Source organism: Pseudomonas sp. 2822-15 (genome assembly GCF_002742515.1).
In the GTDB taxonomy this organism is placed as follows: Bacteria; Pseudomonadota; Gammaproteobacteria; order Pseudomonadales; family Pseudomonadaceae; genus Aquipseudomonas; species Aquipseudomonas salomonii.
On sequence record NZ_LJRY01000199.1, the window covers coordinates 1 to 23,730 of the forward strand.

General features: G+C 62.2%; 22 protein-coding genes. 14 read left to right on the plus strand and 8 right to left on the minus strand.

Translation table 11 applies throughout. From position 1 onward, the window contains the following. Window positions 1–269: 269 nt before the first annotated feature. Window positions 270–1,418: an aldose epimerase family protein gene (locus tag AOA59_RS19375; RefSeq protein ID WP_099488755.1), complete on the minus strand. Its 1,149-nt coding sequence runs from the start codon at window positions 1,416–1,418 to the stop codon at window positions 270–272. A 138-nt stretch (window positions 1,419–1,556) separates the two neighbouring features. Between AOA59_RS19375 and AOA59_RS19380 the strand changes: the two genes are divergently transcribed. Continuing rightward, on the plus strand, window positions 1,557–2,324 hold the full coding sequence (locus tag AOA59_RS19380; RefSeq protein WP_099488756.1) for an SDR family NAD(P)-dependent oxidoreductase: 768 nt from the start codon (window positions 1,557–1,559) through the stop codon (window positions 2,322–2,324). A gap of 5 nt (window positions 2,325–2,329) precedes the next feature. Here AOA59_RS19380 and AOA59_RS19385 read toward each other — a convergent pair whose 3' ends face one another. The 3 genes from AOA59_RS19385 to AOA59_RS19395 all read right to left on the minus strand — a co-directional run bounded on the left by AOA59_RS19385 (window position 2,330) and on the right by AOA59_RS19395 (window position 4,063). Continuing rightward, complete coding sequence (locus AOA59_RS19385; RefSeq protein ID WP_099488757.1) at window positions 2,330–2,932, minus strand: glutathione S-transferase family protein; 603 nt, start codon at window positions 2,930–2,932, stop codon at window positions 2,330–2,332. 43 nt (window positions 2,933–2,975) lie between these two features. Continuing rightward, window positions 2,976–3,509: a G/U mismatch-specific DNA glycosylase gene (gene mug, locus AOA59_RS19390; protein WP_099488758.1), complete on the minus strand. Its 534-nt coding sequence runs from the start codon at window positions 3,507–3,509 to the stop codon at window positions 2,976–2,978. 83 nt (window positions 3,510–3,592) lie between these two features. Beyond that, a complete protein-coding gene (locus AOA59_RS19395) occupies window positions 3,593–4,063 on the minus strand; it encodes a MarR family winged helix-turn-helix transcriptional regulator (protein ID WP_256593071.1) in 471 nt (156 codons plus the stop codon). Window positions 4,064–4,337: 274 nt separating this feature from the next. Here AOA59_RS19395 and AOA59_RS19400 point away from each other — a divergent pair, with 274 nt between their 5' ends. The 4 genes from AOA59_RS19400 to yghU are packed head-to-tail and all read left to right on the plus strand — an operon-like array spanning window position 4,338 to window position 10,965. Next, window positions 4,338–7,517 carry an efflux RND transporter permease subunit gene (locus tag AOA59_RS19400; RefSeq protein WP_099488759.1) on the plus strand — a complete coding sequence of 1,060 codons (3,180 nt, stop codon included), beginning with the start codon at window positions 4,338–4,340 and terminating at the stop codon, window positions 7,515–7,517. A gap of 1 nt (window position 7,518) precedes the next feature. Then, window positions 7,519–8,688, plus strand: a complete 1,170-nt coding sequence (locus AOA59_RS19405) for an efflux RND transporter periplasmic adaptor subunit (protein WP_099488760.1) — start codon at window positions 7,519–7,521, stop codon at window positions 8,686–8,688. After that, a complete protein-coding gene (locus AOA59_RS19410; protein WP_099488761.1) occupies window positions 8,681–10,126 on the plus strand; it encodes an efflux transporter outer membrane subunit in 1,446 nt (481 codons plus the stop codon). Before AOA59_RS19405 ends, AOA59_RS19410 begins: the two co-directional genes overlap by 8 nt. Before the next feature lie 2 nt (window positions 10,127–10,128). Next, window positions 10,129–10,965, plus strand: a complete 837-nt coding sequence (yghU, locus tag AOA59_RS19415; RefSeq protein WP_065932139.1) for a glutathione-dependent disulfide-bond oxidoreductase — start codon at window positions 10,129–10,131, stop codon at window positions 10,963–10,965. Window positions 10,966–11,086: 121 nt separating this feature from the next. On the opposite strand, the gene AOA59_RS19420 is transcribed toward yghU, so the two are convergent. After that, window positions 11,087–12,136, minus strand: a complete 1,050-nt coding sequence (locus tag AOA59_RS19420; RefSeq protein ID WP_099488762.1) for a LacI family DNA-binding transcriptional regulator — start codon at window positions 12,134–12,136, stop codon at window positions 11,087–11,089. A gap of 161 nt (window positions 12,137–12,297) precedes the next feature. On the opposite strand from AOA59_RS19420, the gene AOA59_RS19425 reads away from it, so the two are divergent. From AOA59_RS19425 to AOA59_RS19445, 5 genes are read left to right on the plus strand one after another with little or no spacing between them, the layout of a single operon-like run. After that, a complete protein-coding gene (locus AOA59_RS19425; RefSeq protein WP_099488763.1) occupies window positions 12,298–13,392 on the plus strand; it encodes a fatty acid desaturase family protein in 1,095 nt (364 codons plus the stop codon). 30 nt (window positions 13,393–13,422) lie between these two features. Then, on the plus strand, window positions 13,423–13,743 hold the full coding sequence (locus AOA59_RS19430; protein WP_017134582.1) for a MocE family 2Fe-2S type ferredoxin: 321 nt from the start codon (window positions 13,423–13,425) through the stop codon (window positions 13,741–13,743). A 2-nt stretch (window positions 13,744–13,745) separates the two neighbouring features. Continuing rightward, on the plus strand, window positions 13,746–14,945 hold the full coding sequence (locus tag AOA59_RS19435; protein WP_099488764.1) for an NAD(P)/FAD-dependent oxidoreductase: 1,200 nt from the start codon (window positions 13,746–13,748) through the stop codon (window positions 14,943–14,945). A gap of 1 nt (window position 14,946) precedes the next feature. Then, window positions 14,947–15,762, plus strand: a complete 816-nt coding sequence (locus AOA59_RS19440; protein ID WP_099488765.1) for a sugar phosphate isomerase/epimerase — start codon at window positions 14,947–14,949, stop codon at window positions 15,760–15,762. Between the two features lie 53 nt (window positions 15,763–15,815). Continuing rightward, entirely contained in the window at window positions 15,816–16,778 is a 963-nt protein-coding gene (locus AOA59_RS19445) for a Dyp-type peroxidase (RefSeq protein WP_099488766.1), read from the plus strand. Here AOA59_RS19445 and AOA59_RS19450 read toward each other — a convergent pair. Further along, complete coding sequence (locus tag AOA59_RS19450; RefSeq protein WP_065932133.1) at window positions 16,775–17,647, minus strand: undecaprenyl-diphosphate phosphatase; 873 nt, start codon at window positions 17,645–17,647, stop codon at window positions 16,775–16,777. The two genes, AOA59_RS19445 and AOA59_RS19450, sit on opposite strands and share 4 nt — an antisense overlap. 179 nt (window positions 17,648–17,826) lie before the next feature. On the opposite strand from AOA59_RS19450, the gene AOA59_RS19455 reads away from it, so the two are divergent. Further along, a complete protein-coding gene (locus AOA59_RS19455) occupies window positions 17,827–18,333 on the plus strand; it encodes a GNAT family N-acetyltransferase (protein ID WP_065932197.1) in 507 nt (168 codons plus the stop codon). On the opposite strand, the gene AOA59_RS19460 is transcribed toward AOA59_RS19455, so the two are convergent. Then, window positions 18,311–19,255, minus strand: coding sequence for a GlxA family transcriptional regulator (locus AOA59_RS19460; protein ID WP_065932132.1), 945 nt, complete (start codon window positions 19,253–19,255; stop codon window positions 18,311–18,313). The genes AOA59_RS19455 and AOA59_RS19460 overlap by 23 nt on opposite strands. Window positions 19,256–19,442: 187 nt before the next feature. Here AOA59_RS19460 and AOA59_RS19465 point away from each other — a divergent pair, with 187 nt between their 5' ends. From AOA59_RS19465 to AOA59_RS19475, 3 genes are all read left to right on the plus strand, one after another. Beyond that, a complete protein-coding gene (locus AOA59_RS19465; protein ID WP_099488767.1) occupies window positions 19,443–20,051 on the plus strand; it encodes a TetR/AcrR family transcriptional regulator in 609 nt (202 codons plus the stop codon). Beyond that, window positions 20,048–20,725 (plus strand): type 1 glutamine amidotransferase domain-containing protein, encoded by a 678-nt coding sequence (locus tag AOA59_RS19470; protein WP_099488768.1) that lies wholly within the window; start codon window positions 20,048–20,050, stop codon window positions 20,723–20,725. Before AOA59_RS19465 ends, AOA59_RS19470 begins: the two co-directional genes overlap by 4 nt. 79 nt (window positions 20,726–20,804) lie before the next feature. After that, complete coding sequence (locus AOA59_RS19475) at window positions 20,805–21,938, plus strand: alkene reductase (protein ID WP_099488769.1); 1,134 nt, start codon at window positions 20,805–20,807, stop codon at window positions 21,936–21,938. 646 nt (window positions 21,939–22,584) lie between these two features. Here the strand turns inward: AOA59_RS19475 and AOA59_RS19480 are convergent. Further along, a complete protein-coding gene (locus tag AOA59_RS19480) occupies window positions 22,585–23,583 on the minus strand; it encodes an NAD(P)H-quinone oxidoreductase (RefSeq protein WP_099488770.1) in 999 nt (332 codons plus the stop codon). Window positions 23,584–23,730 lie beyond the last annotated feature (147 nt).

Sequence of the window (23,730 nt, forward strand, 5' to 3'; positions counted from 1 at the left end):
CGAAATCGACCCTGCCAGTTAAAAACTGTTACCTATGTGCGTGAACTGATTTGTAACCCATGTGGGTGAGTCATACCCCGGCGAGGACCTTTTGGTTACTTTTGCGTCCTTGCAAAAGTGACCCGCTGTAAGAGCGGAACCAATAGAAGCCGTTACCGCAGCAACGGATATGTACTCAGCAACCCCGCCACAACCCAAGACCTCGGCATCCCCCCGGTCACAAGGAAAAACCGAGGTGCCTGTAGCGAGGGCAAGCCCGGCGCCAACACTCAGTCAGCAGAGAACTTGAACACAGTGTTCTGGCTATAGGTCTGCCCCGGATTCAACCGAGTCGAAGCAAACTTGGGCTGGTTGGGCGCATCAGGAAAATGCTGGGTTTCGAGGGTAAAGGCACTCCAGTGCTGATACGTCTTGCCGCCTTTGCCCTTGACCGTGCCGTCGAGGAAGTTGCTGGTGTAGAACTGCACCCCAGGCTCGCTGGTGTAGAGCTTCAAACGCCGGCCAGACGCAGGGTCGTGTACTTCGGCGGCGAGTTGTTTGATATCGCCCTGGGTGTCGAGCGCCCAGTTGAAGTCAAACCCACCTTGTTTCGGCTCGGCAAATTTAAGCTGCGGATGTTCGTCCTTGATGTGCTGGCCGATCGGCGTGGGCTTGAGAAAGTCCATCGGCGTGCCCTTGACCGGTGCCAGCTCGCCGGTCGGAATCAGGGTGGCATTCACCGGGGTGTAATGGCTGGCATGCAAGGTCGCGACCTGCTTGAGAATGTCGCCGTTGCCCGCGCCGGCCAGGTTGAAATAGCTGTGGTTGGTGAGGTTGAGCACCGTGGGTTTGTCGGTGCTGGCCTTGTAGTCGATATGCAGTTCGTTGTGATCGTTGAGGCTGTAGGTGACCTCGGTCTTCAGGTTGCCGGGAAAACCCATTTCACCGTCCTTGGACAGGTAGCTGAGTTTGACGCCGACCGAGTCCTTGCCCTTGACGGGTTCGGCTTGCCAAACGTGTTTGTCGAACCCCTGGGCGCCGCCGTGCAGCGAGTTGGGGCCGTCGTTGAGCGGTACCTGATAGCGTTGGCCATCAAGTTCAAACGCACCGCCCGCCAGGCGGTTGCCGAAGCGCCCGATGGTCGCGCCAAAAAACGCCGTGCCGCTCTGATAGCCCTGCACGTCATCAAAACCCAGTACCACGTCATCGATCTTGCCGTTTTTATCCGGCACTTTGAGTGACTGCAACACGCCGCCGTAGGTGATCACCGTGGCTTGCATGCCGTGGCTGTTGCGCAAGATGTACTGCTCGACGGCGGTGCCGTCGTTGGTTTTACCGAAGGGTTTGTGCTCGCTGGTTAGGCCTGCAGCCTGGGCGCCGCCGCTGGCGATCAGCATGGACAAGGCGAGGCCGGAAAGCAGGTGACGAGGGTGCTTCATGGTCGAACTTCCTTTTGTTGTTTTCAGTGGAATAGTTCTACTAATGTGCGATATTTTGTGGTTGCAGCAGCAGATTTATAGCCTTTTACGGCCTGTTTGCAAAATAAAATAAGACTAATTAAGTGAGGCAACCTTTATATGACCACTCAGCAGGCTGTTTACCCCGACCTTGAGGGTAAGACCGTTCTGGTTTCCGGTGGTGCCTCAGGCATCGGCGAATTCCTGGTACGCGCGTTCGCCGCCCAGGGCGCCAAGGTGGGTTTTGTGGACCGGGCGCAAAGCCAGGGCGAGCGGCTGGCCGCGCTGCTGCATTCCCAGGGCTACAACGTAGAGTTCGTGTGGTGCGACATTACCGATGAAATCGCCTACAAGGCGGCGATCGAGCGCTTTGAGCACTCGCTGGGGCCGATCACCGTATTGGTCAATAACGCGGCCAACGACGTGCGTCACACCCTGGAGGAAGTCGATTCGGCGATGTTCGACAGGCTGATCGCCGTCAACCTCAAGCACGCATTCTTTGCCGCCAAGGCCGTGGTGCCGATGATGAAACGCGCCGGCGGCGGGGCGATCATCAACCTGGGCTCGGTGGGGTGGATGATGGCGTCTGCCGGCTACCCGGTGTACGCCGCCAGCAAGGCGGCTGCCCATGGCATGACCCGCGCCCTGGCACGGGAACTGGGCCCCAGCCATATCCGCGTGAACACCCTGGTGCCCGGCTGGGTCATGACCGACAAACAACTGGCGATGTGGGTCGATGATGCGGCCAAGGAGCTGATCAGCCGCAGCCAGTGCCTGCCCGGCAGCGTGCTGCCGGAACACATCGCCAATATGGCGTTGTTTCTCGCCTCCGATGCCTCGGCGATGTGCTCGGCGCAGAACTTTATTGTGGATGGCGGCTGGGTCTAGGCCAGCTATTCGACGGGGTAGCGCTTGAACGCCGGATGCTGTTCCAGCCGGTCGGCGTGACGTTGCAGGTTAGGGAATGCCTTGGGGTCGAGCACCAACGGCAGTTTGAGTTGGGTGAACGACCACGCGACTGCCGCGGTCAGCGCCGCCTGGGTCAGCGGCGCGTCGGTGGATTGGGCAAGGTGCTTTTCCAGCAGTGAATAGGCGGCCAACAGTTGCCCGGTCACGCGGTCTACCCACGGCTCATGGCGTTTTTCTGCCGGGCGCAGATTGTCCTCATAGACGATCTGCACGGTTTTCTCGCAGGCCGCCAGGGCCAGCCCAAGCAGGTGCAGCTCGTGGGCGCGGGCGCCAGGCGCTTGCGCCAGCAGCTTCTTGTCGATGGGGGCCTGGGCTTCGAAATAGTCCAGGATCAGGCTGGAGTCCATCAGCACGGTGCCGTCGTCCAGCACCAGGGTCGGTGCCTTGACCACCGGGTTGATCGCGTGGAACTGCTCAAAGGTGCTGAACACCGACACCGACTGATGTTCAAACGCCACGCCGTACAGGTCCAGGGAAATTGCCACGCGGCGTACGTAAGGCGAGTCCAGCATGCCGACCAGTTTCATGAAGCCTCCGTTGCTTTCAGGTGATTGCTTTCAGTTGATTCGATCAGGAGATTAAGGGCACAGGATCGTCCTGTGCAACGGTTTCGCACAGTTGCCGATAGGCTTGCACCAACTGCTCCAGGTTGAACGCCAAATTGCGCCCGCTGGGGTTGGGCAGCACCCATACCGCTGCGCCGCCCAATAACGGCGGCTGCAGCCCCCAGGCAACCTCGCGTTGGCCGGACACCGCGCTATAGCCGACCTTGCCCAGAAAGGCCACGAAGCGTGGCTGGCAGCGGCGGATTTTCTGTTCAAACGCTACGGCTGCGTCGTTGAATTCATGCCGCGCCAATTCCCCCGCGCTCGCTGTCGGGCGCTCCACCAGGGTGGTCAGGCCGCAGTGGTAGTCGAGCAAGCTGCGCCCCGCTTCGGGGCGGATCTCATGGGGCGTAAAACCGGCCAGGTGCAACGTGCGCCAGAAGCGGTTGCTGCGGTTGGCGAAGTGCAGGCCCAAGGCGGCGGAGCCTTTGCCGGGGTTGATGCCGCAGAACACCACGTTCAAGTGCTCGGTGAGGATGTCTTCGAGTCTGTCGCTCATGTCGGGTCTACCTGCAAATGCATCAGCAACCATTGGGTAAAGCTGCGCGCCAGTGGTGCATTTTCACTGTCACGGTGGGTCGCTTAGGCGTCCTTGGCCAACAAGGTGCGGGCAAATTCGTCGGAGGCGATAAAGTCCAGGGTCTGGCGCAGTTGCGCCGCCGCTTCACGGCCGAATGCCTGATCGAAGCGTTCGGCCATTTGCGTGGAAATACGCTTGGCCGCCAGGTGGGTGCGCTTGCCGTGTTCGGTCAGCAGCACGCGCCGGGTACGCCGGTCGAGTTCGTCCACGCGCAGCTCCACCAGGCCGTCACGTACCAGCGGTTTGAGCGTGTGGCCGAGCGCGGACAAATCCATCACCAGGGTTTGTGCCAGCTCGCCCATTTTCGGCGTGCCGGCCTTGGCGATGCGGTTGAGCAGCGCGTATTGCGTGGCTTTGAGCCCGCAGGGCGCGAACGCTTCGTCATAGATCTGGCCCAGGCGGCGCGAGGTGCGGCGCACGGCACCGTTGACGCAGGCGCTGGGGCTCTCGGAGCAAGGCGGGGCAGATTTCAAGGGCAGATACTCTCTGATACAAAACACGACGCGGCTGATTATGCCTGCGCGACCTGTCAGGACAAGGCCTTTCGGACCGAACTGACGCTCCAGATGAAAACTGAGACAGCTTGAAACAAATTAGTTGCGTATGCCACTAAGTTCGATATCGTGGCATATGCCTCTTTGTGACCTGGATGTCGTTACAAAACCCCAGGACGTGCGTGGGGCGAGGCGGGAAAACGGCATGGCGAAGCCTGCTTGACCGACCAATCTCCTGTCTGGATCACTTCCTATGCTCAACCTCGTGCGCATCGCCTTGCTGCGCCCCTATACCTTTGTGGTATTGGCTATTTTCATCCTGATCGTCGGGCCGCTGGCGGCCTGGCGCACGCCGACCGACATCTTCCCGGAAATCCGCATTCCGGTGATTGCGGTGATCTGGCAGTACACCGGTTTGCCGCCTGACCAGATGGCGGGGCGGATCACCTCGCCATTCGAGCGGGTGCTGACCACCACCGTGAACGACATTCGCCATATCGAAGCGCAGTCGATGAACGGCTACGGGATTGTGAAGATCTTCTTCCAGCCCGGCGTCAACATCAGTACCGCCAACGCCCAGGTGACGTCGGTGTCCCAGGCGATCCTGCGGCAATTGCCGCCCAGCACCGTGCCGCCGCTGGTGCTCAACTACAGCGCCTCCACCGTGCCGATCGTGCAGCTGGCTTTATCCGGGCCGGGCCTGAGCGAACAGCGCCTGGGCGATATCGGCCTGAACCAGGTGCGCCTGATGCTCACCAGCGTGCCCGGCGCGGCCCTGCCATACCCGTTTGGCGGCAAGAGCCGGCAGGTGCAGATCGACCTCGATTCGGCGCGCATGCAAGCCCGTGGCCTGTCGGCGCAGGACGTCGCCACCGCCCTGGCCACGCAGAACCTGATTACGCCGGTGGGCACCCAGAAGATCGGCAGCTACGAATTCAACCTGCAACTGAACAACTCGCCGTCGGACTTCCATGACCTGGAAAACCTGCCGATCAAGACCGCCGACGGCACCACCGTGCTGATCCGTGACGTGGCCACCGTGCGTGACGGCAACCCGCCGCAAACCAACATCGTGCATGTGAACGGCAACCGCTCGGTGCTGCTGCCGGTGCTCAAGACCGGTTCGGCGTCGACTTTGGGCGTGATCGCCGGGATCAAGGAAAAACTTGCCGACAACAAGGCTGCGTTGCCGCCCAATCTGAATATCGACCTGATCGGTGACCAGTCGCTGTTCGTGCGCTCGGCCATCAGCGGCGTGGCCCGTGAAGGCTTGATCGCGGCGGCGCTGACCAGTCTGATGATCCTGCTGTTCCTCGGCAGTTGGCGTTCGACGGTGATCATCGCTACCTCGATTCCGCTGGCGATCCTGGCCTCGATTGCCACGCTGTCGGCTCTGGGTGAAACCCTGAATATCATGACCCTCGGCGGCCTGGCGCTGGCCGTGGGCATCCTGGTGGACGATGCCACGGTGACCATCGAGAACATCAACTGGCACCTGGAGCAGGGCAAGCCGGTGCAGACGGCGATCCTCGACGGGGCGGCGCAGATCGTGACGCCGGCGTTTGTCTCGCTGCTGTGTATCTGCATCGTGTTTGTGCCGATGTTCTTCCTTGATGGTGTGGCGCGTTTCCTGTTCGTACCGATGGCCGAAGCGGTGATCTTTGCCATGATCGCTTCGTTCCTACTGTCGCGCACGCTGGTGCCGACACTGGCCAACTACCTGCTCAAGCCGCATGTACACGGCGACGACGGGTATGCACCGTCGCGCAACCCGCTGGTGACTTTTCAGCGCGGTTTCGAGAAGCGTTTTGAGGCCTTTCGCGAGCGTTACCGCAGCGTGTTGCACGGCGCCTTGCACCATCGTCGCGCGGTGGTGATCGGCCTGCTGGTGTTTGTCGCCGTGTCGTTTGCACTGGTGCCGTTCCTGGGCCGCAACTTTTTCCCCGAGGTCGATTCCGGGCTGATCCTGTTGCACGTCCGCGCTCCGGTGGGCACACGGGTGGAGAGTAATGCGCACCTGATCGCCGACATCGAAAACGCGATCCGCCGCAACGTCCCGGCCGAGGAACTCAAAGCCCTGGTCGACAACATCGGCCTGTCCATCAGCGGTATCAACGTGGTGTACAACAACACCGGCACCGTGGGTTCCCAGGACGCCGATATCCAGATCAGCCTTAACGAAGGCCATCGCCCGACCGCCGAGTACATGCGCCAATTGCGCGAAACCCTGCCACGGGAATTCCCGAGCGCGGTGTTCTCGTTCCCGGCCTCGGACATTGTCGGGCAGATCCTCAACTTCGGTTCTTCGGCACCGATCGACCTGCAAATCACCGGCAATAACCTGGCGGCTAACTTCACCTATGCCAGCGCGCTGCTGCGTGATATTCGCCGGGTGCCGGGGGTGGTGGATGCGCGCATCCAGCAGTCGCGGCAATTGCCGACGTTCAATATCGACGTGGACCGCACCCGTGCGCAGTTGGTCGGCCTCACCGAACGGGATGTCACCAACAGCCTGGTGGTCAACTTGGCGGGCTCCAGCCAGGTGGCGCCGACGTTCTGGTTGAACCCGGCCAACGGCATTTCCTACCCGATCGTGATGCAAACCCCGCAATACAATCTGGAAAGCCTGGCCGCACTGCACAACTTACCGCTGAGCGGCAGCAATGGCGCGGCCACCGACCAGACCTTGGGCGGCCTGGCGAATATCCAGCGCAGCCACAGCAGTTCGGTGTTCAGCCAGTCGGATATCCAGCCGGTGGTTGAGGTGCTGACCGCGATCCAGGACCGTGACCTGGGTGGCGTCGCCGCCGATATCCAGAAGATCATCGCGGCCCACGCCGGTGAAGTGCCGACCGGCTCCAAGGTGATTTTGCAGGGCCAGGTACAGACCATGAACGCGGCCTTCAGTGGCTTGCTGTTCGGCCTGTTGGGCGCGGTGGTGCTGATCTATTTGCTGATCGTGGTCAACTTCCAGTCCTGGGCCGACCCGTTTGTGATCATCACCGCGTTGCCGGCGGCATTGGCGGGCATTGTGTGGATGCTGTTTGTTACGCATACGCCGCTGTCGGTGCCCGCCTTGACGGGAGCGATCATGTGCATGGGCGTGGCCACCGCCAACGCCATCCTGGTGGTGAGCTTCTGCCGTGAGCGTCTGGCCGTGCATGGCGATGCTGTGCAGGCCGCGTTGGAGGCCGGTTTCACGCGGCTGCGGCCGGTGTTGATGACCGCCATCTCGATGATCATCGGCATGGCGCCCATGGCGCTGGGCCTGGGCGAGGGCGGCGAGCAGAACGCGCCGCTCGGCCGTGCGGTGATCGGCGGGCTGGCGTTTGCCACCATCGCCACATTGATTCTGGTGCCGTTGATTTTCAGTCTGGTCCACGGGCGTCGCCAACACGCCACGCTGGCGACTACCGTTTCCCAAGGGGTTTGACATGTCCGTTTCCAGTTCTCAAAAAAAGCCGTCCCGTGGCCTGCTGTGGCTGATCGTGGGCGGTGTGACGGTGGTGGTCATCGTCGGTGTCGGCCTGAGTGTGCGCGCCAGTGAATCCCGTGATCTCAAGACCTGGACCGATGCCCAGGCACTGCCCAGCGTCAACCTGGTCAAGCCGGTGGTGCAAGCGCAAGGCCCGGTCCTCAACTTGCCGGGGCGCATGGAGGCTTATTCGCGGGCGTCGATTTTTGCGCGGGTCAATGGCTACCTGAAATCCTGGAATGTCGACATCGGCACCCGTGTCAAAGCTGGCCAGGTATTGGCCGAAATCGACACCCCGGAACTCGACCAGCAACTGCTGCAGGCCCGCGCCACTTTGGCATCGGCCCAGGCCGATGAGCACCTGGCCGCAACCACCGCCAAGCGCTGGCAGGCGATGCTGGCGACCGACTCGGTGTCGCGTCAGGACGTCGACGAGCGCACCGGCGACTTGACCGCCAAGCAGGCCAAGGTGACGGCGGCCAAAGCCAATGTCGAGCAGTTGGTGGCGACCAAGGGCTTCCAGCATCTGGTCGCACCGTTTGCCGGTGTGGTCACCGCGCGCAGCACCGACGTGGGCGCGTTGATCAGCGCCGGGGGCACCGCCGGCAAAGAGCTGTTTGCGGTGGCCGACGTCAGCCGCCTGCGCGTGTATGTGCAGGTGCCGCAGACCTTCTCGCCACAGATTCGCGAAGGCACCACGGCGCGCCTGAGCGTGCCGGAGTATCGCGGCGAAACCTTTACCGGCAAGGTGATCGCCACTGCCGATGCGGTCAACGCCGCGTCCGGCAGCACCTTGGTGCAACTGCTGGTGGACAACCCCGGCGGCCGCCTGCTGCCCGGTGGCTACACCAGCGTGCAGTTTGATTTGCCGGTGCAGGCCGACGTGCTGCGCGTACCGTCCAGTGCCCTGGTGTTCGATGACAAAGGCATGCGCGTCGCCACCCTCGACAGCCAGGACCATGTGCACTTCAAGACCGTCACCATCGCTCGTGACTTTGGCGACAGTGTGGAGATCGCCAGCGGCCTGCAAGCGGCCGACCGCGTTATCGATACGCCGCCGGATGGCCTGGCCGATGATGATTCGGTGCAGTTGGCTGTCGCCTCCGCCGAGGCCAAACCCCATGGCTAAGCGAACCCTGCCGGGCCTGCTCGTCACCTTGAGCCTGGGCGCCTGCTCGTTGGCGCCGCCGCTCAATGTGCCGCCAACACCCATCGCCGCGCAGTTTCACACCCAAGGCCCGTGGACCGCCGGCGCGCCCGACGACCAGGCCAACCGTGACGGCTGGTGGCGCATCTACAACGACCCGCAGCTGGACGCGATGCAGCAGCAGTTGCTCAACAACAACCCGGACCTGAGCGCGGCCCTCGCGCATTATCAGCAGGCCCAGGGCTTCCTGGCCCAGGACCGTTCGGGGTTGTTCCCCAAGCTCTCGGCCATCGGCAGCGGCCAGCGTATTCGCCAGTCGGACACCCGACCGCTGCGCTCGGCCACCTCGCCGGACGTCTACAACTCCGCCACCCTGGGGCTTGAGGTGGACTATGAAGTCGACCTGTGGGGCCGCGTGCGCGACACGGTTGCGGCGGGCACCAGCGATTCCCAGGCGGCCAGGGCCGATCTGGCGTCGGTACGCCTGAGCCTGCAAGCGCAATTGGCTGACAGTTACATCCGCCTGCGCGGTATCGACTGGCAGAACCAACTGCTGGAACAGACCCGCGACGCCTACACCAAAGCCCTGAGCCTGACCGAAGGTTTGCATGGCGGCGGCATTGTCTCCGGGCTGGACGTGGCGCGGGCGCGCACGCAGCTGTCGACGGTCAAGTCGCAACTCAAACAGAGCCTGGTACAACGGGCGGTGCTGGAGCATTCGATTGCGGCGATGCTGGGTGAGTCGGCATCAACCTACACCGTCGCCGTCAATGTGACGCCGATTGCCTTGCCCAACGTGCCCACCGGCGTGCCGTCGAGCCTGCTGCAACGCCGCCCGGATATTGCCGCTGCCGAGCGTCGCATCGCGTCGGCCAATGCGCGTATCGGCGTGGCCAGGGCCGCGTGGTTTCCGCAGATCACCTTGAGCGCCCAGGGCGGTTATCAGAGTGATGAGTTTGCGCGTTTGCTCAGCGCACCGAACCTGTTCTGGGCCATCGGCCCGTCGCTGGTCGGCACGCTCTTTGATGGCGGCGCGCGCCAGGCCCAGGTGGATATCGCCAAGGCCGCCACCGACGAGGCCGCGGCCAAATACCGCGGCGTGGTGCTGAGCGCTTTCGAGCAAGTGGAAGACAACCTGTCGCAAATCGCGGGCCTGGGCAGCGCCCTGGATGACCAGCGTGACGCGGCCGCCGCCGCGCAATACGCCGAAGACCTGTCGACCTCGCGTTATCGCCAGGGCGCCGTGGCCTATCTGGATGTGGTGACCGCCCAAGTGGCGGCGCTGGAAGCCAAGCGCAGTGTGCTGCAACTGCAAACCCAGCAATTAAGCGCTAATGTGGGCCTGATCAAGGCGCTGGGCGGCGGATGGAACGTGGCCCAACTGGCTGCATCGAACAGTACTCAAATCAAGGAGAAGTGAGCATGACCGACTACCTACCCCCGAAGGTGTGGACCTGGGACACCGAAAGTGGCGGCACTTTCGCCAGCATCAACCGGCCCATTGCCGGTGCGACCCATGAGAAAGCACTGCCGGTCGGCAAGCACCCGTTGCAGCTGTATTCCCTGGCCACACCGAATGGGCAGAAGGTCACCATCCTGCTCGAAGAACTGCTGGCCCTGGGGCACACCGGCGCGGAATATGACGCCTGGCTGATCAAGATCGGCGATGGCGACCAATTCGGCAGCGGCTTTGTGGCGGTCAACCCGAACTCCAAAATTCCGGCGTTGATGGACCACAGTGGCGACACACCGATTCGCGTGTTCGAGTCCGGGGCGATCCTGCAATACCTGGCCGAGAAGTTCGGCGCGTTCTTCCCCACCGAGCCTGCTGCGCGTGCCGAGTGTTTGTCGTGGCTGTTCTGGCAGATGGGCAGCGCACCGTACTTGGGCGGCGGCTTCGGGCATTTTTACGCCTACGCGCCGAGCAAGATGGAATACCCGATCAATCGCTTCGCCATGGAAACCAAGCGTCAACTGGACGTACTCGACCAGCGCCTGGCGGTGAGTGAGTACATTGCCGGCGATGAGTACACCATTGCCGATATCGCGATCTGGCCCTGGTATGGCGGCTTGGTCAAAGGCCGTTTGTATGGGGCCTCAGCCGAGTTCTTGTCGGTGCACGAGTACAAACACGTGCTGCGCTGGGCCGAGGCGATTGAGGCACGCCCGGCGGTACAGCGTGGGCGGCGGGTGAACCGGGTGTCCGGCGCACCTGAAGAGCAACTGGCTGAGCGCCACGACGCCACCGATCTGGACTGAAACCCGGTCAAAAATGTGGGAGCTGGCTTGCCTGCGATTTGCGGAGTATCAGTCGATAAATGTGTGACTGACCCACCGCAATCGCAGGCAAGCCAGCTCCCACAGTTTTGATTTGTGTGTATCAGATGGACAGGTTCTCTGAAGTCACGATATGCGGTGGGATGTGCACTCTGTGCCGCAGTGGGTCGAAGGCCTCGGTGGCCTGCAACTCCACCAGTAGTTCTATCAGCGCGGTCGCCGTCTGCCGTGGCTGTGAGTCCATCACCACATCAATTAAACCCCGGCTCAGCGCCTCACGCGACAACGCGGTGGACTCCTGCAAAATGCAGCACAGCGCCGGCCGCTTGGGCAGTTGCGCCAGGGCATTGATCACGCCGTCACCGCCGCCGCCCACCACGCACAGGCCGCGCAAGTCGGTGTGGCGGGTGAGCAGGTCGAGAGTGGCTTCTTCAGTGATGTCGCTGTTGTCCAGGTTGATCAGCGGTTCCAGCGGCTTGAGCCCCGGCGCATGTTCGGCCAGGTAACTGTGCAAGCCTTCAACCCGTGCCTGGTGGCCGAGAAAACGATGGCCGCCCAACAGAATGCCGACGCTGCCTTTGCGTGCGCCGCAGGTGCGCGCCAGCAGCCAGCCCATGGTGCGCCCGACTACATGGTTGTCCTGGCCCACATAAGGCTCCAAGGCGTGTTCGTGGATATCCGAGAGCAGCGCAACCACCGGCACGCCGGCTTCGCGCACTTGCGCCAGTGTGGCGTTGATCAACGGATGGGCAAAGCTGACCACCGCAAGGGCGTCGCATTGCACGGCCAATTGCTCGATCTGTGCGGCGATGGCGCTGGGCGTGCGGTCGAGAATGTAGTCGAACTGGCAGGTCAGGTTGGCTGTAGCGTGATGCTGCGCGGCCGCGCTGATCGACTGCGCCAGGTTGGCGTAAAACGCTTGGGCGGTGCCCAGCAGCAGGATGCCGAAGCGATAAGTGGGGCGCCGTTCGCGAATGCGCTGGCCAATCAGCCGTGCAGCAAAATAACCCACGGCTTCGGCGGCCTGGAACACCTGCTCGGCGGTCTGCGGATTCACCGGCGCTCGGGCGTTGAGTACGCGGTCGACGGTGGCCACACTCAAGCCCGCCTGGGCGGCCACGGTGGCGATGGTCGGGCGTTTATTATTGGTCATGACAGGCCTCTCAAGCGTCTTGATAGAAAACTATCAAGCCCCGCTGGGCCTGGATGATAGCTTGATAGGGAATGGATTCAAGGCCTTGAGGCGGATTTATCCGCGCTCTATGGTTTGTTCGCAAAGCACCTGTTACCCAACGCTTGCGGAGAACAATAACAATGCCTGAATACACGCCTCACCGCGCCCGGCGCGACTACAGCCTCACCGGCCCTGAAGCTTCCCGCGCCGCAGAGAAGGGCCTGGTCTCGGCCAGTTGGTATCAATCGCCGATCTCGCGTAAACGCATGAAAGAACTGATGCAGCGTCGCGACGGCCCGGCGTTGCTCGACACGGCCTTGTGGGTGTCGGCGCTGCTGGTTACGGGGTTTGGCGGCTACTGGTTCTGGGGCTCATGGGCGTGCGTGCCGTTCTTTATTGCTTACGGCGTGCTCTACGGCACCGCGTCCAACCCGCGTTGGCATGAGACCGGCCACGGCACTGCCTTCAAAACCCGCTGGATGAATGATGGGCTGTACCAGGTGGCAAGTTTCATGTGCATCTTCGAGCCGCATGTTTGGCGCTGGAGCCATGCGCGGCACCACACCGACACCATCGTGGTCGGGCGTGACCCGGAAATCGTCGAGCCGCGCCCGCCAAGCCTGTTGATGATGGGCCTGAGCCTGTTCAACCTGCCGCTGGCCTGGAAAACTTTCAGCGGCGTAGCGCGCCATGCGCTCGGCAAGATGAGCGCCCAGGAGCAGGACTTCATCCCCGAGTCCGAATGGCCCAAGGTGTTCCGTGCTGCGCGGATCTGGGTCGGCATTTATGCGCTGGTGATCGGCACCGCGTTGTACCTGCACAGCTGGCTGCCACTGATGCTGGTCGGCCTGCCGAGCCTGTATGGCGCCTGGCTCGGCTACCTGTTCGGCCTCACCCAGCACGTGGGCCTGGCCGAAGATGTGCTGGACCACCGCAGCAACTGCCGCACCATCTACATGAATCGCCTGCTGCGCTTTATCTACATGGACATGAACTACCACCTCGAACACCACATGTACCCGATGGTGCCGTACCACGCGTTGGCGCAATTGCACGAAGAGATCCGCAGCGACTGCCCGCCGCCGTACGCGAATATTCTTGAGGCGTACAAGGAAATCCTGCCGACGATCTGGAAGCAGCGCAGCGACCCGAGCTATTTCGTGCAGCGCCCCGTGCGCCATCGCACAGAACCCACTGCCCATGCCCCGGTCAATGCCGAAGCCACTGCTGGCTAAGTTTCACCCCACCCAATAAGAGAAAACGCCATGAACGATCAATGGATCGACGTCTGCGCCGTGGGCGAAATTGACGAAGAAGACGTGCTGCGCTTCGACCATGGGCCGCACACTTACGCGGTGTACCGCTCGGCCGAGAATGAATTTTTTGCCACTGCCGGGCTGTGTACCCACGAGAAAATCCACTTGGCCGACGGCCTGGTGATGGACCACGTGATCGAGTGCCCCAAGCACAACGGGCGCTTTGATTACCGCTCCGGCAAGGCCCTCGGCGCGCCGGTGTGCGTCAACCTCAAAACCTACCCGGTGCGGGTCGAAGCGGGGCGGGTTTTACTCGCCGTGACGGCGTGAGCATGAACGCACCCCTGATCATCGTCGGCGCCGGCCATGCCGGTGGCCGTGCGGCGCTGACCTTGCGCGAAGAAGGCTACACCGGGCGCCTGATCCTGATCGGCGATGAAGCGCACTTGCCCTACGAACGCCCGCCGTTGTCCAAGGGCTTGCTGCAAGGCAGCACGGACCTGGCGGGTTGCAGCCTGTGTGACAGCCAGCGCATGGCCGCGCTGGGCATCGAACATATTGCCGGCAACCCGGTCACGCGCCTGGAGCCGCAACAGCAGCGGCTGCAACTGGCCGACGGCCAATGGCTGGATTTTGCCGGTTTGCTGCTGGCCACCGGCGGCCGGGCGCGACGCTGGCCTGTGGAGCAGGCGAACGTGCTTTACCTGCGCACCCATGATGAGGCGTTGGCCCTGCGCGACGCCTTGCGCCCCGGCACGCGGCTGGTGGTGGTCGGCGGGGGTTTTATCGGCCTGGAAGTGGCGGCGACCGCGCGCGGCCTGGGCTGCCAGGTAACGGTGCTTGAAGCAGGCCCACGCTTGGCGGGCCGAGTGTTGCCAGCGGTGATCAGCCAAGCCCTGCTGGATTTGCATCGCCAGCAAGGCGTCGCGGTTCATCTGAACGTGGCGCTGGAATCCATCGACGCCGACGCGGTGCAACTGGTCGATGGGCAACGCTTGCCGTGCGATCGGGTGGTGGTCGGCATTGGCATGCAACCCAATCTGGAACTGGCCTCAGCCGCAGGGCTGGAAGTAGGGCAGGGCATTCGCGTCGATGCGCACCTGCGCACCAGTGCGCCGAACATTTATGCGGCCGGCGATGTGTGTGAGTTTCGCCTGGGTGGCCTGTATCAACGTCAGGAGACCTGGCGCAATGCCGAAGCCCAAGGCCGCCACGCCGCGCTGAATATGCTCGGGCGGGAGTTGCCGTTCGAGGCGCTGCCGGGCTTCTGGTCCGATCAGTACGACTGGGGCTTGCAGACCGTCGGCGTGATGACCCCGCTGACGGTCAGCCGGGCACTGCCGGGCGGCGGTTTGCTGTTGTTCCACTTGGATACCGACGGGCATTTGCAAGGCGCTTGCGGCTGGGCGCTGGACAATGGCGTGGCCAAGGACATCAAGCTGTGCGAACGCTTGATCAACGCGCGCATTGCACTCAATACGGCCGACCTGGCCAACCCGGACGTTTCCCTAAAACACGTGCTGCGAGGCTGATATGCGCGAATTTCTGGTGTTCCAATCCCTCTGGGCCATGCAGACCGAGCCCGGGCCGCTGGAAGCCCAGCTCGATCGCATCGCCGCCGCCGGCTTTGACGGCATCACCGACCATTACTGGAAACCCGCCGAGGCCGCGCGCCTGCACGCTGCCGCCAGCGCCAGGGGCTTGCAGATCGAAGGTCAATTGTTCCCGCAATCGGTGGATGACCTGGCCGCCGCGCTGGATGTGATCAGCCGCTATGGCTGCCACCACCTCACCCTGCAGGCCGATGTGCGCCCGCGCACACTGGGCGAGGCGGCCGGGTTGGTCGAAGGCTGGCAGCGTCTGGCCGAACAGGTGGACTTTCCGATCCTGCTGGAAACCCATCGCTACCGCCTTACCAGCGACCTGCTGTTCACCCTCGACCTGCTCGCACAAATGCCCGACTTGAAACTGCTGGCCGACCTGTCCCATTACGTCGTCGGCCGGGAGTTGCCGGAGCCTGGCGCGGCTGAGGACGACGAACACATACGCACGATATTGCGCCACAGCTGGGGCTTTCATGGCCGGGTGGCCAGCAGTGAGCAGGTGCAGGTCTCTGTGGATTTCCCTCAGCACCAGGCCTGGGTCGAGCGCTTTACCGGCTGGTGGCGCTACGGGATCCAAGACTGGCTGGCCCGGCCTGACACGCCCGATAGCCTGTCATTCACCTGTGAACTGGGCCCGCCGCCCTATGCAATCACCGATGCAAACGGCGGTGAAATCAGTGACCGCTGGGCCGAGGCGCTGAAGTTGAAAACCCTGATTCGCCAGGTGTGGGAGAGCTGCCAGTGATGATCTGCTAATCTGCGCGGGTTAAAACCGCCCTTAGCCTGTGGACTTTCATCATGAAGACTTGCCCTGTTCAGCCACCTCTTGAGCCGCAGTCCGTCTGCCATCCCATCACCAGCAGCGCGATCTTCATGGTGGCAACCGTCGCACCCGGCAGTGAAGACCAGGTGCGCGCCTGGTGCGGCGACATCGCCGGGCTGGTGCGTTCGGTGGGCAAGCGCGTGCCGGCGGGCAACCTGACGTGTGTCTGCGGGTTCGGCTCGGATGCCTGGAGCCGGCTGTTCGGCGGGCCACGCCCGGCGGCCTTGCACCCGTTTCGCGAGTTCGGCGTGCCAGGGCGCATGGCGCCGTCGACGCCCGGCGATATCCTGCTGCATATCCGCGCCGAGCAGATGGACCTGTGCTTTGAGCTGGCCACGCAGTTGATGGTGGCCCTGGGCGACAGCGTCAAGGTGGTGGATGAGGTCCAGGGTTTCCGTTACTTCGATATGCGCAGCATCATCGGGTTTGTCGACGGCACCGAGAACCCGGTAGGGCGCAAGGCTGTCGGCTTTACCATCGTCGGCGATGAAGACGCGGAATTTGAAGGTGGCAGCTACGTGTTGGTGCAGAAGTACCTGCACAACATGAGCGCCTGGAACGAACTGACGGTGGAAGCGCAGGAGAAGGTGATCGGGCGTACCAAACTGGCCGATATCGAACTGGATGAAGAGACCAAGCCGAGCAACTCCCACAGCGCCTTGACCGTGATCACCGACGCCGATGGCGAAGAAGTGAAAATCCTGCGCGACAACATGCCCTTTGGCCGCCCGGGCGCCGGCGAGTTCGGCACCTACTTTATCGGCTACGCGCGCTCGCCGCAGCCCCTGGAATTGATGCTGGAAAACATGTTCGTCGGTCGCCCGGTCGGCAACTACGACCGCTTGCTGGACTTCAGCACCGCCGTGACCGGCGGCCTGTTTTTTGTGCCCTCGGCCGATTTGCTTGAAGAGCTGGCCGAGCGTCAACCGGAATCTTAACTGAGCAACCCGGTGCTGACCGCCACAATCAGGAAGATCCCCAGCAGCGCGCGATAAATCACAAACGGCCAGGTGGAGAACCGCTCCAGGAACTTCATCAGGCCCCAGATCGCGAAGAACGCCGAGATACTTGCCACCACCAGGCCAAAGAGCAAATGTGGCCAAGCGTGGGCCGGCATGTCGGCGTGCAGCAGCACCCACAGTTCTTTCAAACCGGCCAGCGCGATCGCCGGCAGGCCCAGCAGGAACGAAAAGCGCGCGGCTTCTTCACGCTTGAAGTTGAGGAACAGCGCAGCGGTCAGTGTCGAGCCTGAACGCGAGACGCCGGGAATCAACGCGCCAATCTGTGCAACCCCGACAATCAGCGCATCGCGCAGGCGCATTTGGCCCATGTCTCGGGTGTGGCGTGCACGCACTTCGGCCACCGCCAGCAATACCGCCATCACCACACAGGAAATACCGATGACCATCAGGCCGCGCAACGGCGAGTTGCAGCTGTTGAGGGTCGAGGACAAGGCCAAACCGGCAATGCAGATAGGGATGGTCGCCAGCACAATCGCCACCGCCAGCTTGAACCACGGGTCGTTGTAGTCGCCCCGGCGTACCGCACCGATGCTGCCCGTGGTGACCTGGCGCACATCGCGCCAGAAATAACTGACCACCGCCGCCAGCGCCGCCAACTGCATCGCCGCCGAAAACGCCGAGCCGGGGTCTTGCCAGCCGAGCAGGGCCGGCACCACACGCATGTGGGCGGTGGACGACACCGGCAGCAACTCGGTAATGCCCTGGATCACCCCCAGGATAAAAATCTGCAGGTAATCCAGGGAGGCAAAGCCTACATCCAGGCCGGCGGAACAGACGTTGGTCAAAATAGAGGTCCTTGAGGAAAAGGTCGAAGCTGACGAAGTTTATTCTAAATGTTTCAGGAATTTCGGTTGGACGGGGCAAATCCGCAATCGGTTCAGCAAACAGAAAGGTTAGGCAATGTATTGGCCTGCGCGCGTGTTTTGTGAACAATGGCGCCCTGCGTTTTGTCACCGAGAGCCCCATGCCTGAAACCACCGTTGAACTGATCCAGACCGGCCCCGAAGAGGCCGAATTGATCCGCAATCTTTACCAGTATTACGCCTATGAGTCGTCGGACTGGGAGCAGGAAGATGTCGAGGCCGATGGCCGCTTCTACATCCACGATGAGCACCTGACCCGCTACTGGCAAGACCCGCAATGGAGCGCCAACCTGCTGCTGGTGGACGGCTATATCGCCGGCTTCCTGCTGATCGAAGGCAGCGAACTGCCGGGCATCGACGCCCTGGAACTGGCCGACCTGTTCATTCTCAAACGCTACCGCCGCAAAGGCATCGGCCGTGCCATCGCCACCCAGGTGTTGAGCAGCGGCCAGGCCGATTGGTTGGTGCGTTTCTATGACCAGGATGAAGTGTCCCAGGCGTTCTGGCGCGCCGTGCTGGATGATTTGCCGCGCCCGGTGCAGACCCTGGAGCTGGAGGATGACCCGCAGTTGGTGAGTTACCTGATTACCCGAGCGGTCCTGCATTAAAAGCCTGCTGCATAGCCTGCGGCGGCTGCCCGAAGGCACGCAGAAACGCCTGGCGCATGCGTTCGCGATCACCAAAGCCGGTTTCGCGGGCCACCACTTCGACCGGGTGGCGGCTGGTTTCCATCATCGCCCGGGCCGCTTCCACGCGCAGTGATTCGATGGCCTTGGCCGGGGTTTGCCCGGTTTCTTCGCGAAATACCCGGCTGAACTGGCGCGGGCTCAGGCGGGCGACCTCGGCCAGGGCTTCGACCGACAGGTCGTGGGTCAGGTTTTCGCGGGCATAGGCCAGGGCCAGTTGCACGCGGTCGGACTTGGGGTCCAGTTCCAGCAGGGCCGACAACTGCGACTGCTCACTGCCACGGCGTTGTGCAATCACCAGTTTGCGCGCGATGCGCCGGGCCAGGTCGCTGCCCAGGTCGGCCTCGACCATGGCCAGTGCCAGGTCGACACCGGCGCTCATGCCCGCGCCGGTCCAGATCTGGCCGTCGACCACAAACAGTTTATCTTCCTCCAGCTGGATGTGCGGGTAGCGCTTGCGAAAGGCGGGCGCGTGAATCCAGTGGGTGGTGGTGCGCTTGCCGTCGAGCAGGCCGGCTTCGGCCAGCACGAAAATGCCCATGCACAATGAGGCTACACGCCGTGACTGCGCGGAGGCGGCCTTGACCAGTTCGAGCAGGTTGGCTTGCGGCAAGCGAAATTCCAGGTAGCCGCTGACGATCAGCGTGTCATAACCCTGCGCGCGGATCGGCGTGGTGTTCACCGAAAAGCCTTGGGAGGTCATCACGGCGCCGCCGCTCTCCGACACCAGGTGAAACTCATAGGCCGGCTCGCCGCGCAACAGGTTCGCGCATTCAAATACCGAGCCCAGGCTAAGGCTCAGGGATTGGAAGTTCGGGTAAACCATCAGCGCAACGCTGTGCATCATTGTTCTCCTAAAAAACGCGGGCCAAGGGCGCGGGAGTGGCGATTGTCGGCGCGTGCCGGGTAAACGGCAACCGGCTTTGTGGCATGTCCGGAATCCTTGCGCATATGACATTGTTGAAGGTCTGCGTGGCGCCTAACATCCCCTCAACGAACTAGACGACTGGTCTAATCGGACGGGAAGCGTGATGAACAACGAAGCTAAAAATACTCGGCAGGTGATTCTGGACACGGCGCAAGTGATTGTCGGCCGCAAAGGATTTTCTGCGGTGGGCTTGAACGAAATACTGCAAGCCGCCGAGGTACCCAAAGGCTCGTTCTATCACTACTTCAATTCCAAGGATGCCTTCGGCGTGGTGTTGCTCGACAGCTACTTCGACCACTACGTCAAAGGCATGCAGCAGTTGTTCGATCAGCCTGAACTGTCAGGTTTCGCCAAGTTGATGCGCTATTGGCACTCCTGGGTCGACAACCAGACCGGCTGCACCGATACGGGCAAATGCCTTGCCGTCAAACTCGGTGCCGAGGTGTCAGACCTTTCAGAGCCGATGCGTCTGGCCCTGCAGCGCGGCACCGCACGCACCATTGCGTTGCTGGCAGAAGCCTTGCAGCACGGCGTTGAAGACGGCTCGCTGCCGGCACAGTCACACCCCGAAAGCCTGGCCCGGCGCCTGTATGCGTTGTGGCTGGGGACCAGCGTCATGAGCAAGATCACCCGAACATCCGCGCCGTTTGATGAGGCGCTGCTACTCACACAACACCTACTGCAACCCATCGATCGAGGCACTGGAAAATGAAAGTATTAATGGTACTGACCTCTCACGACCAGCTGGGCAATACCGGTCGTAAAACCGGCTTCTGGCTCGAAGAGTTTGCCGCTCCGTATTACACCTTCAAGGACGCCGGTGCCGAACTGGTGCTGGCATCCCCGGCCGGTGGCCAGCCACCGCTGGACCCGGTCAGTGACCAGCCGGATGCACAAACCGACGACACCCGCCGGTTTGCCGCCGACTCGGCCGCGCAGCAGGCCCTGGCCAACACGGTCAAGCTGGACTCGGTGAATGCCGCCGATTTCGACACGGTGTTTTACCCAGGCGGTCACGGGCCACTGTGGGACTTGGCCGAATCGCAAACGTCTATCGCGTTGATCGAAGCCTTTGAGCGCGCCGGCAAGCCGATCGGTTTTGTCTGCCATGCGCCGGGTGCGCTGCGTCACGTCAAGGCGGTCAACGGTGAAGCGTTGGTGAAGGGCCGTCGTGTGACGGGCTTCTCCAATTCCGAAGAAGCCGCCGTGGGCCTGACCGATGTGGTGCCGTTTTTGATCGAAGATGATTTCAAGGCCCTCGGTGGCCTGTATGAGAAGGGCGCCGACTGGCAATCCTTCGTGCTTGAAGATGGCTTGCTGGTGACGGGCCAGAACCCTGCCAGCTCCAGCGATGTGGCCAAGGCCCTGCTGAAACTCACCGCGTAAATTAACTAACCGTTGCAGGCATTGGCGGCTCTGAAGAGCCGCCAACGCTTTTGTTCGCCCTGAATTTGGACAGTGACTCATGACGATGCATGTTTTAAATACCCCGGTAAAACTGGGGCATCACACGCTGAATAACCGGGTTGTGCTGCCGCCGTTGACCCGTCAACGCAGTGCGCAACCGGGCGACATAGCTACCGACCTGATGGCCGAGTATTACCGTCAACGTGCCACTGCCGGTTTCATGGTCAGTGAAGGCACGCAGATCGAACCGCGTGGCCAGGGCTATGCGTGGACGCCGGGTATTTACACACCTGCGCAGATCCACGGCTGGCGTAAAGTTACCGAGGCGGTGCATGCCGATGGCGGGGTGATTTTCGCGCAGCTCTGGCATGTTGGCCGTGTGTCCCATAACGCGTTGCAGCCGGATGGCGCAGCACCCGTCGCACCGTCTGCGCTTGCGGCGCTGCAAGCGAAGGCGTTCATTGAAACCGGCCCTGGCGTCGGTGAATTGAAACAGCCGCCGGTGCCGCGTGCATTGAGCGTGCTGGAGATTGAGGAACTGGTTGGGCACTACGCCCAGGCGGCACGCAATGCCTTGGACGCCGGGTTCGATGGCGTGGAAATCCATGCTGCCAATGGTTACCTGGTCAACCAGTTCATCTCTGCGCATGCCAACCAGCGCGACGACGAATACGGCGGCTCGTTGCACAATCGCCTGCGCTTTTTGCGCGAAATTGTTGAAGCCGTGACGGCCGTGGTCGGGCCTGAGCGCCTTGGCGTGCGTTTTTCGCCGTTGTTCAGCGGCACTGACCAGGATCGCGTGTATATCGGCCTGGTGGAGGAAGATCCGCATCACACCTATATCGAGGCGATCAAGGTGCTGGAGGCGTCCGGCATTGCCTATGTGTCCATCGCCGAAGCCGACTGGGACAACGCGCCTGACCTGCCTGAAACCTTCCGCCAGGCGGTGCGCAGCACTTTCAGCGGGCGGATCATTTACGCCGGGCGCTACACCGCTGAGCGTGGTGCAAAGCTGCTGGAGTCGGGGCTGGCGGACTTGATCGCGTTCGGTCGCCCGTTCATTGCCAACCCGGATCTGCCACAGCGACTGTTCAACGGCTGGCCATTAAACCCGCTGCGGGCAGAAGGGATGTACGGCGGCTCGGCGCAGGGCTATACCGACTACCCGGTGTACGCCGGGTCTGTGCGCTGAGCCAATGCGCAAACGGTGAGCCAGGTGGTTAATGTTTCGCCTGTGCCGCCGCCTTCGCAGCCTCGCCGGGGCTCGACAGCTCCCACATTTGAGCTTTGTCGCTAGCGAAATCTGCGTTCGACGCGATGGCCCTGCTGACAGAGAGCTAAGCAACAAAGCCGAACTACTGTGGGAGCTGTCGAGCTTTAGCGAGGCTGCGAAAGCGGTGGGTCAGGCAACTAATATGTCGCCCGTGCCGCCGCCTTCGCATCCTCGCCGGGGCTCGACAGCTCCCACATTGGAGCTTTGTCGCTAGCGAAATCTGCGTTCGACGCGATGGCCCTGCTGACAGAGAGCTGAGCAACAAAGCCGAACTACTGTGGGAGCTGTCGAGCTCTAGCGAGGCTGCGAAAGCGGTGGGTCAGGCAACTAATATGTCGCCTGTGCCGCCGCCTTCGCATCCTCGCCGGGGCTCGACAGCTCCCACATTGGATCTCTGTCGCTAGCGAAATCTGCGTTCGACGCGATAGCCCTGCTGAATGAGAGCTGAGCAAAAAAGCCGAGCTACCGTGGGAGCTGTCGAGCTTTAGCGAGGCTGCGAAAGCGGTGGGTCAGGCAACTTACATGTCGCCTGTGCCGACGCCTTCGCAGCCTCGCCGGGGCTCGATTACTTCACTTGCAACACGATCTTGCCAATATGATCCCCACCTTCCATTCGCGCATGGGCCTGGGCGGCGTCGGTGTATGCGTACACTTTGTCGATGATCGGCAGGCAGCGCCCGGCGGACAGCACGGGCCATATATATTCGTGCAGTTGCTCAGCGATTGCGGCTTTCTCGTCCTTGGTGCGAGCGCGCAACAAGGAGCCGGTGATGACTGCGCGTTTACCGAGGATAGTCAGCAGGTCGACGTCATTGGCTTTGCCGCCGCCGAGGAAGCCCAGCATCACCAAGTGCCCGTCCATGCCCAGGGCCTTGAGGTTGTTGTTCAGGTAGGAGGCTCCCATGATGTCGAGGATCACATCGACGCCTTTGTCGCCGGTCTTCTTGGCGATGACCTCGGCAAAGTCCTGCTCGCGGTAATTGATCGGCTCGGCGCCCAGTTTGGCAATCGCCGCGCATTTGTCGGTACTGCCGGCGGTGGCGAACGCCTGGATGCCGAATTCCTGGCAGAGCATCAGCGCGGTGGTGCCGATGCCACTGGTGCCGCCGTGGATCAAGGCGCGTTGGCCTTTGTGCGCGCCACCCAGGCCGAACAAGTTGGCCCAGACAGTAAAAAAGGTTTCCGGCACGGCAGCGGCTTGAATCCAATCCATGCCTTCAGGCACCGGCAGGGCCTGGCTGGCGGGTACGGCGCAGAACTGTGCATAGCCGCCACCATTGGTCAGGGCACAGACCTTGTCGCCCAGGCTGTATTCACTGACGCCGTCGCCCAGCGCCACCACTTCGCCGGCCACTTCCAGGCCCGGTATCGGGCTCATGCCGGGTTTCATCGGGTATTTGCCGGCGCGTTGCAGGGCATCGGGACGATTGACCCCGGCGGCGTGCACTTGAATCAGAATCTCGCCGGGGGCCGGTGAGGGCACTGCAACCTGACGGGGCTGAAGCACCTCAGGGCCGCCGAAGGTGGTGATTTCAATCTGGGTCATGTCGTGGGGCAGAGTCATGTTCTGGATACCTGTAGCGATGAGCGTATGAAGTAGGACCGCAGTCGGTGGTGGTTGATTCAACCGGGGTGGTCTGTGTGGCGCCCAGCATAGCCGGCTCGTTGCCATAAGGTCAGCACAGGCTTGCAAGCTCGGGCTCGGTTCTGG

Excerpts from the sequence above, each read along its gene's own strand:
- AOA59_RS19420 (WP_099488762.1), bottom strand. The coding sequence starts at position 12,136 with ATGACCAATAATAAACGCCCGACCATCGCCACCGTGGCCGCCCAGGCG.
- AOA59_RS19440 (WP_099488765.1), top strand. The coding sequence starts at position 14,947 with ATGCGCGAATTTCTGGTGTTCCAATCCCTCTGGGCCATGCAGACCGAG.
- AOA59_RS19410 (WP_099488761.1), top strand. The coding sequence starts at position 8,681 with ATGGCTAAGCGAACCCTGCCGGGCCTGCTCGTCACCTTGAGCCTGGGC.
- AOA59_RS19460 (WP_065932132.1), bottom strand. The coding sequence starts at position 19,255 with ATGCACAGCGTTGCGCTGATGGTTTACCCGAACTTCCAATCCCTGAGC.
- AOA59_RS19430 (WP_017134582.1), top strand. The coding sequence starts at position 13,423 with ATGAACGATCAATGGATCGACGTCTGCGCCGTGGGCGAAATTGACGAA.
- AOA59_RS19475 (WP_099488769.1), top strand. The coding sequence starts at position 20,805 with ATGACGATGCATGTTTTAAATACCCCGGTAAAACTGGGGCATCACACG.
- AOA59_RS19480 (WP_099488770.1), bottom strand. The coding sequence starts at position 23,583 with ATGACTCTGCCCCACGACATGACCCAGATTGAAATCACCACCTTCGGC.
- AOA59_RS19385 (WP_099488757.1), bottom strand. The coding sequence starts at position 2,932 with ATGAAACTGGTCGGCATGCTGGACTCGCCTTACGTACGCCGCGTGGCA.
- AOA59_RS19375 (WP_099488755.1), bottom strand. The coding sequence starts at position 1,418 with ATGAAGCACCCTCGTCACCTGCTTTCCGGCCTCGCCTTGTCCATGCTG.
- AOA59_RS19470 (WP_099488768.1), top strand. The coding sequence starts at position 20,048 with ATGAAAGTATTAATGGTACTGACCTCTCACGACCAGCTGGGCAATACC.
- AOA59_RS19405 (WP_099488760.1), top strand. The coding sequence starts at position 7,519 with ATGTCCGTTTCCAGTTCTCAAAAAAAGCCGTCCCGTGGCCTGCTGTGG.
- AOA59_RS19445 (WP_099488766.1), top strand. The coding sequence starts at position 15,816 with ATGAAGACTTGCCCTGTTCAGCCACCTCTTGAGCCGCAGTCCGTCTGC.
- AOA59_RS19435 (WP_099488764.1), top strand. The coding sequence starts at position 13,746 with ATGAACGCACCCCTGATCATCGTCGGCGCCGGCCATGCCGGTGGCCGT.
- AOA59_RS19425 (WP_099488763.1), top strand. The coding sequence starts at position 12,298 with ATGCCTGAATACACGCCTCACCGCGCCCGGCGCGACTACAGCCTCACC.
- AOA59_RS19380 (WP_099488756.1), top strand. The coding sequence starts at position 1,557 with ATGACCACTCAGCAGGCTGTTTACCCCGACCTTGAGGGTAAGACCGTT.
- mug (WP_099488758.1), bottom strand. The coding sequence starts at position 3,509 with ATGAGCGACAGACTCGAAGACATCCTCACCGAGCACTTGAACGTGGTG.
- AOA59_RS19400 (WP_099488759.1), top strand. The coding sequence starts at position 4,338 with ATGCTCAACCTCGTGCGCATCGCCTTGCTGCGCCCCTATACCTTTGTG.
- yghU (WP_065932139.1), top strand. The coding sequence starts at position 10,129 with ATGACCGACTACCTACCCCCGAAGGTGTGGACCTGGGACACCGAAAGT.
- AOA59_RS19465 (WP_099488767.1), top strand. The coding sequence starts at position 19,443 with ATGAACAACGAAGCTAAAAATACTCGGCAGGTGATTCTGGACACGGCG.
- AOA59_RS19455 (WP_065932197.1), top strand. The coding sequence starts at position 17,827 with ATGCCTGAAACCACCGTTGAACTGATCCAGACCGGCCCCGAAGAGGCC.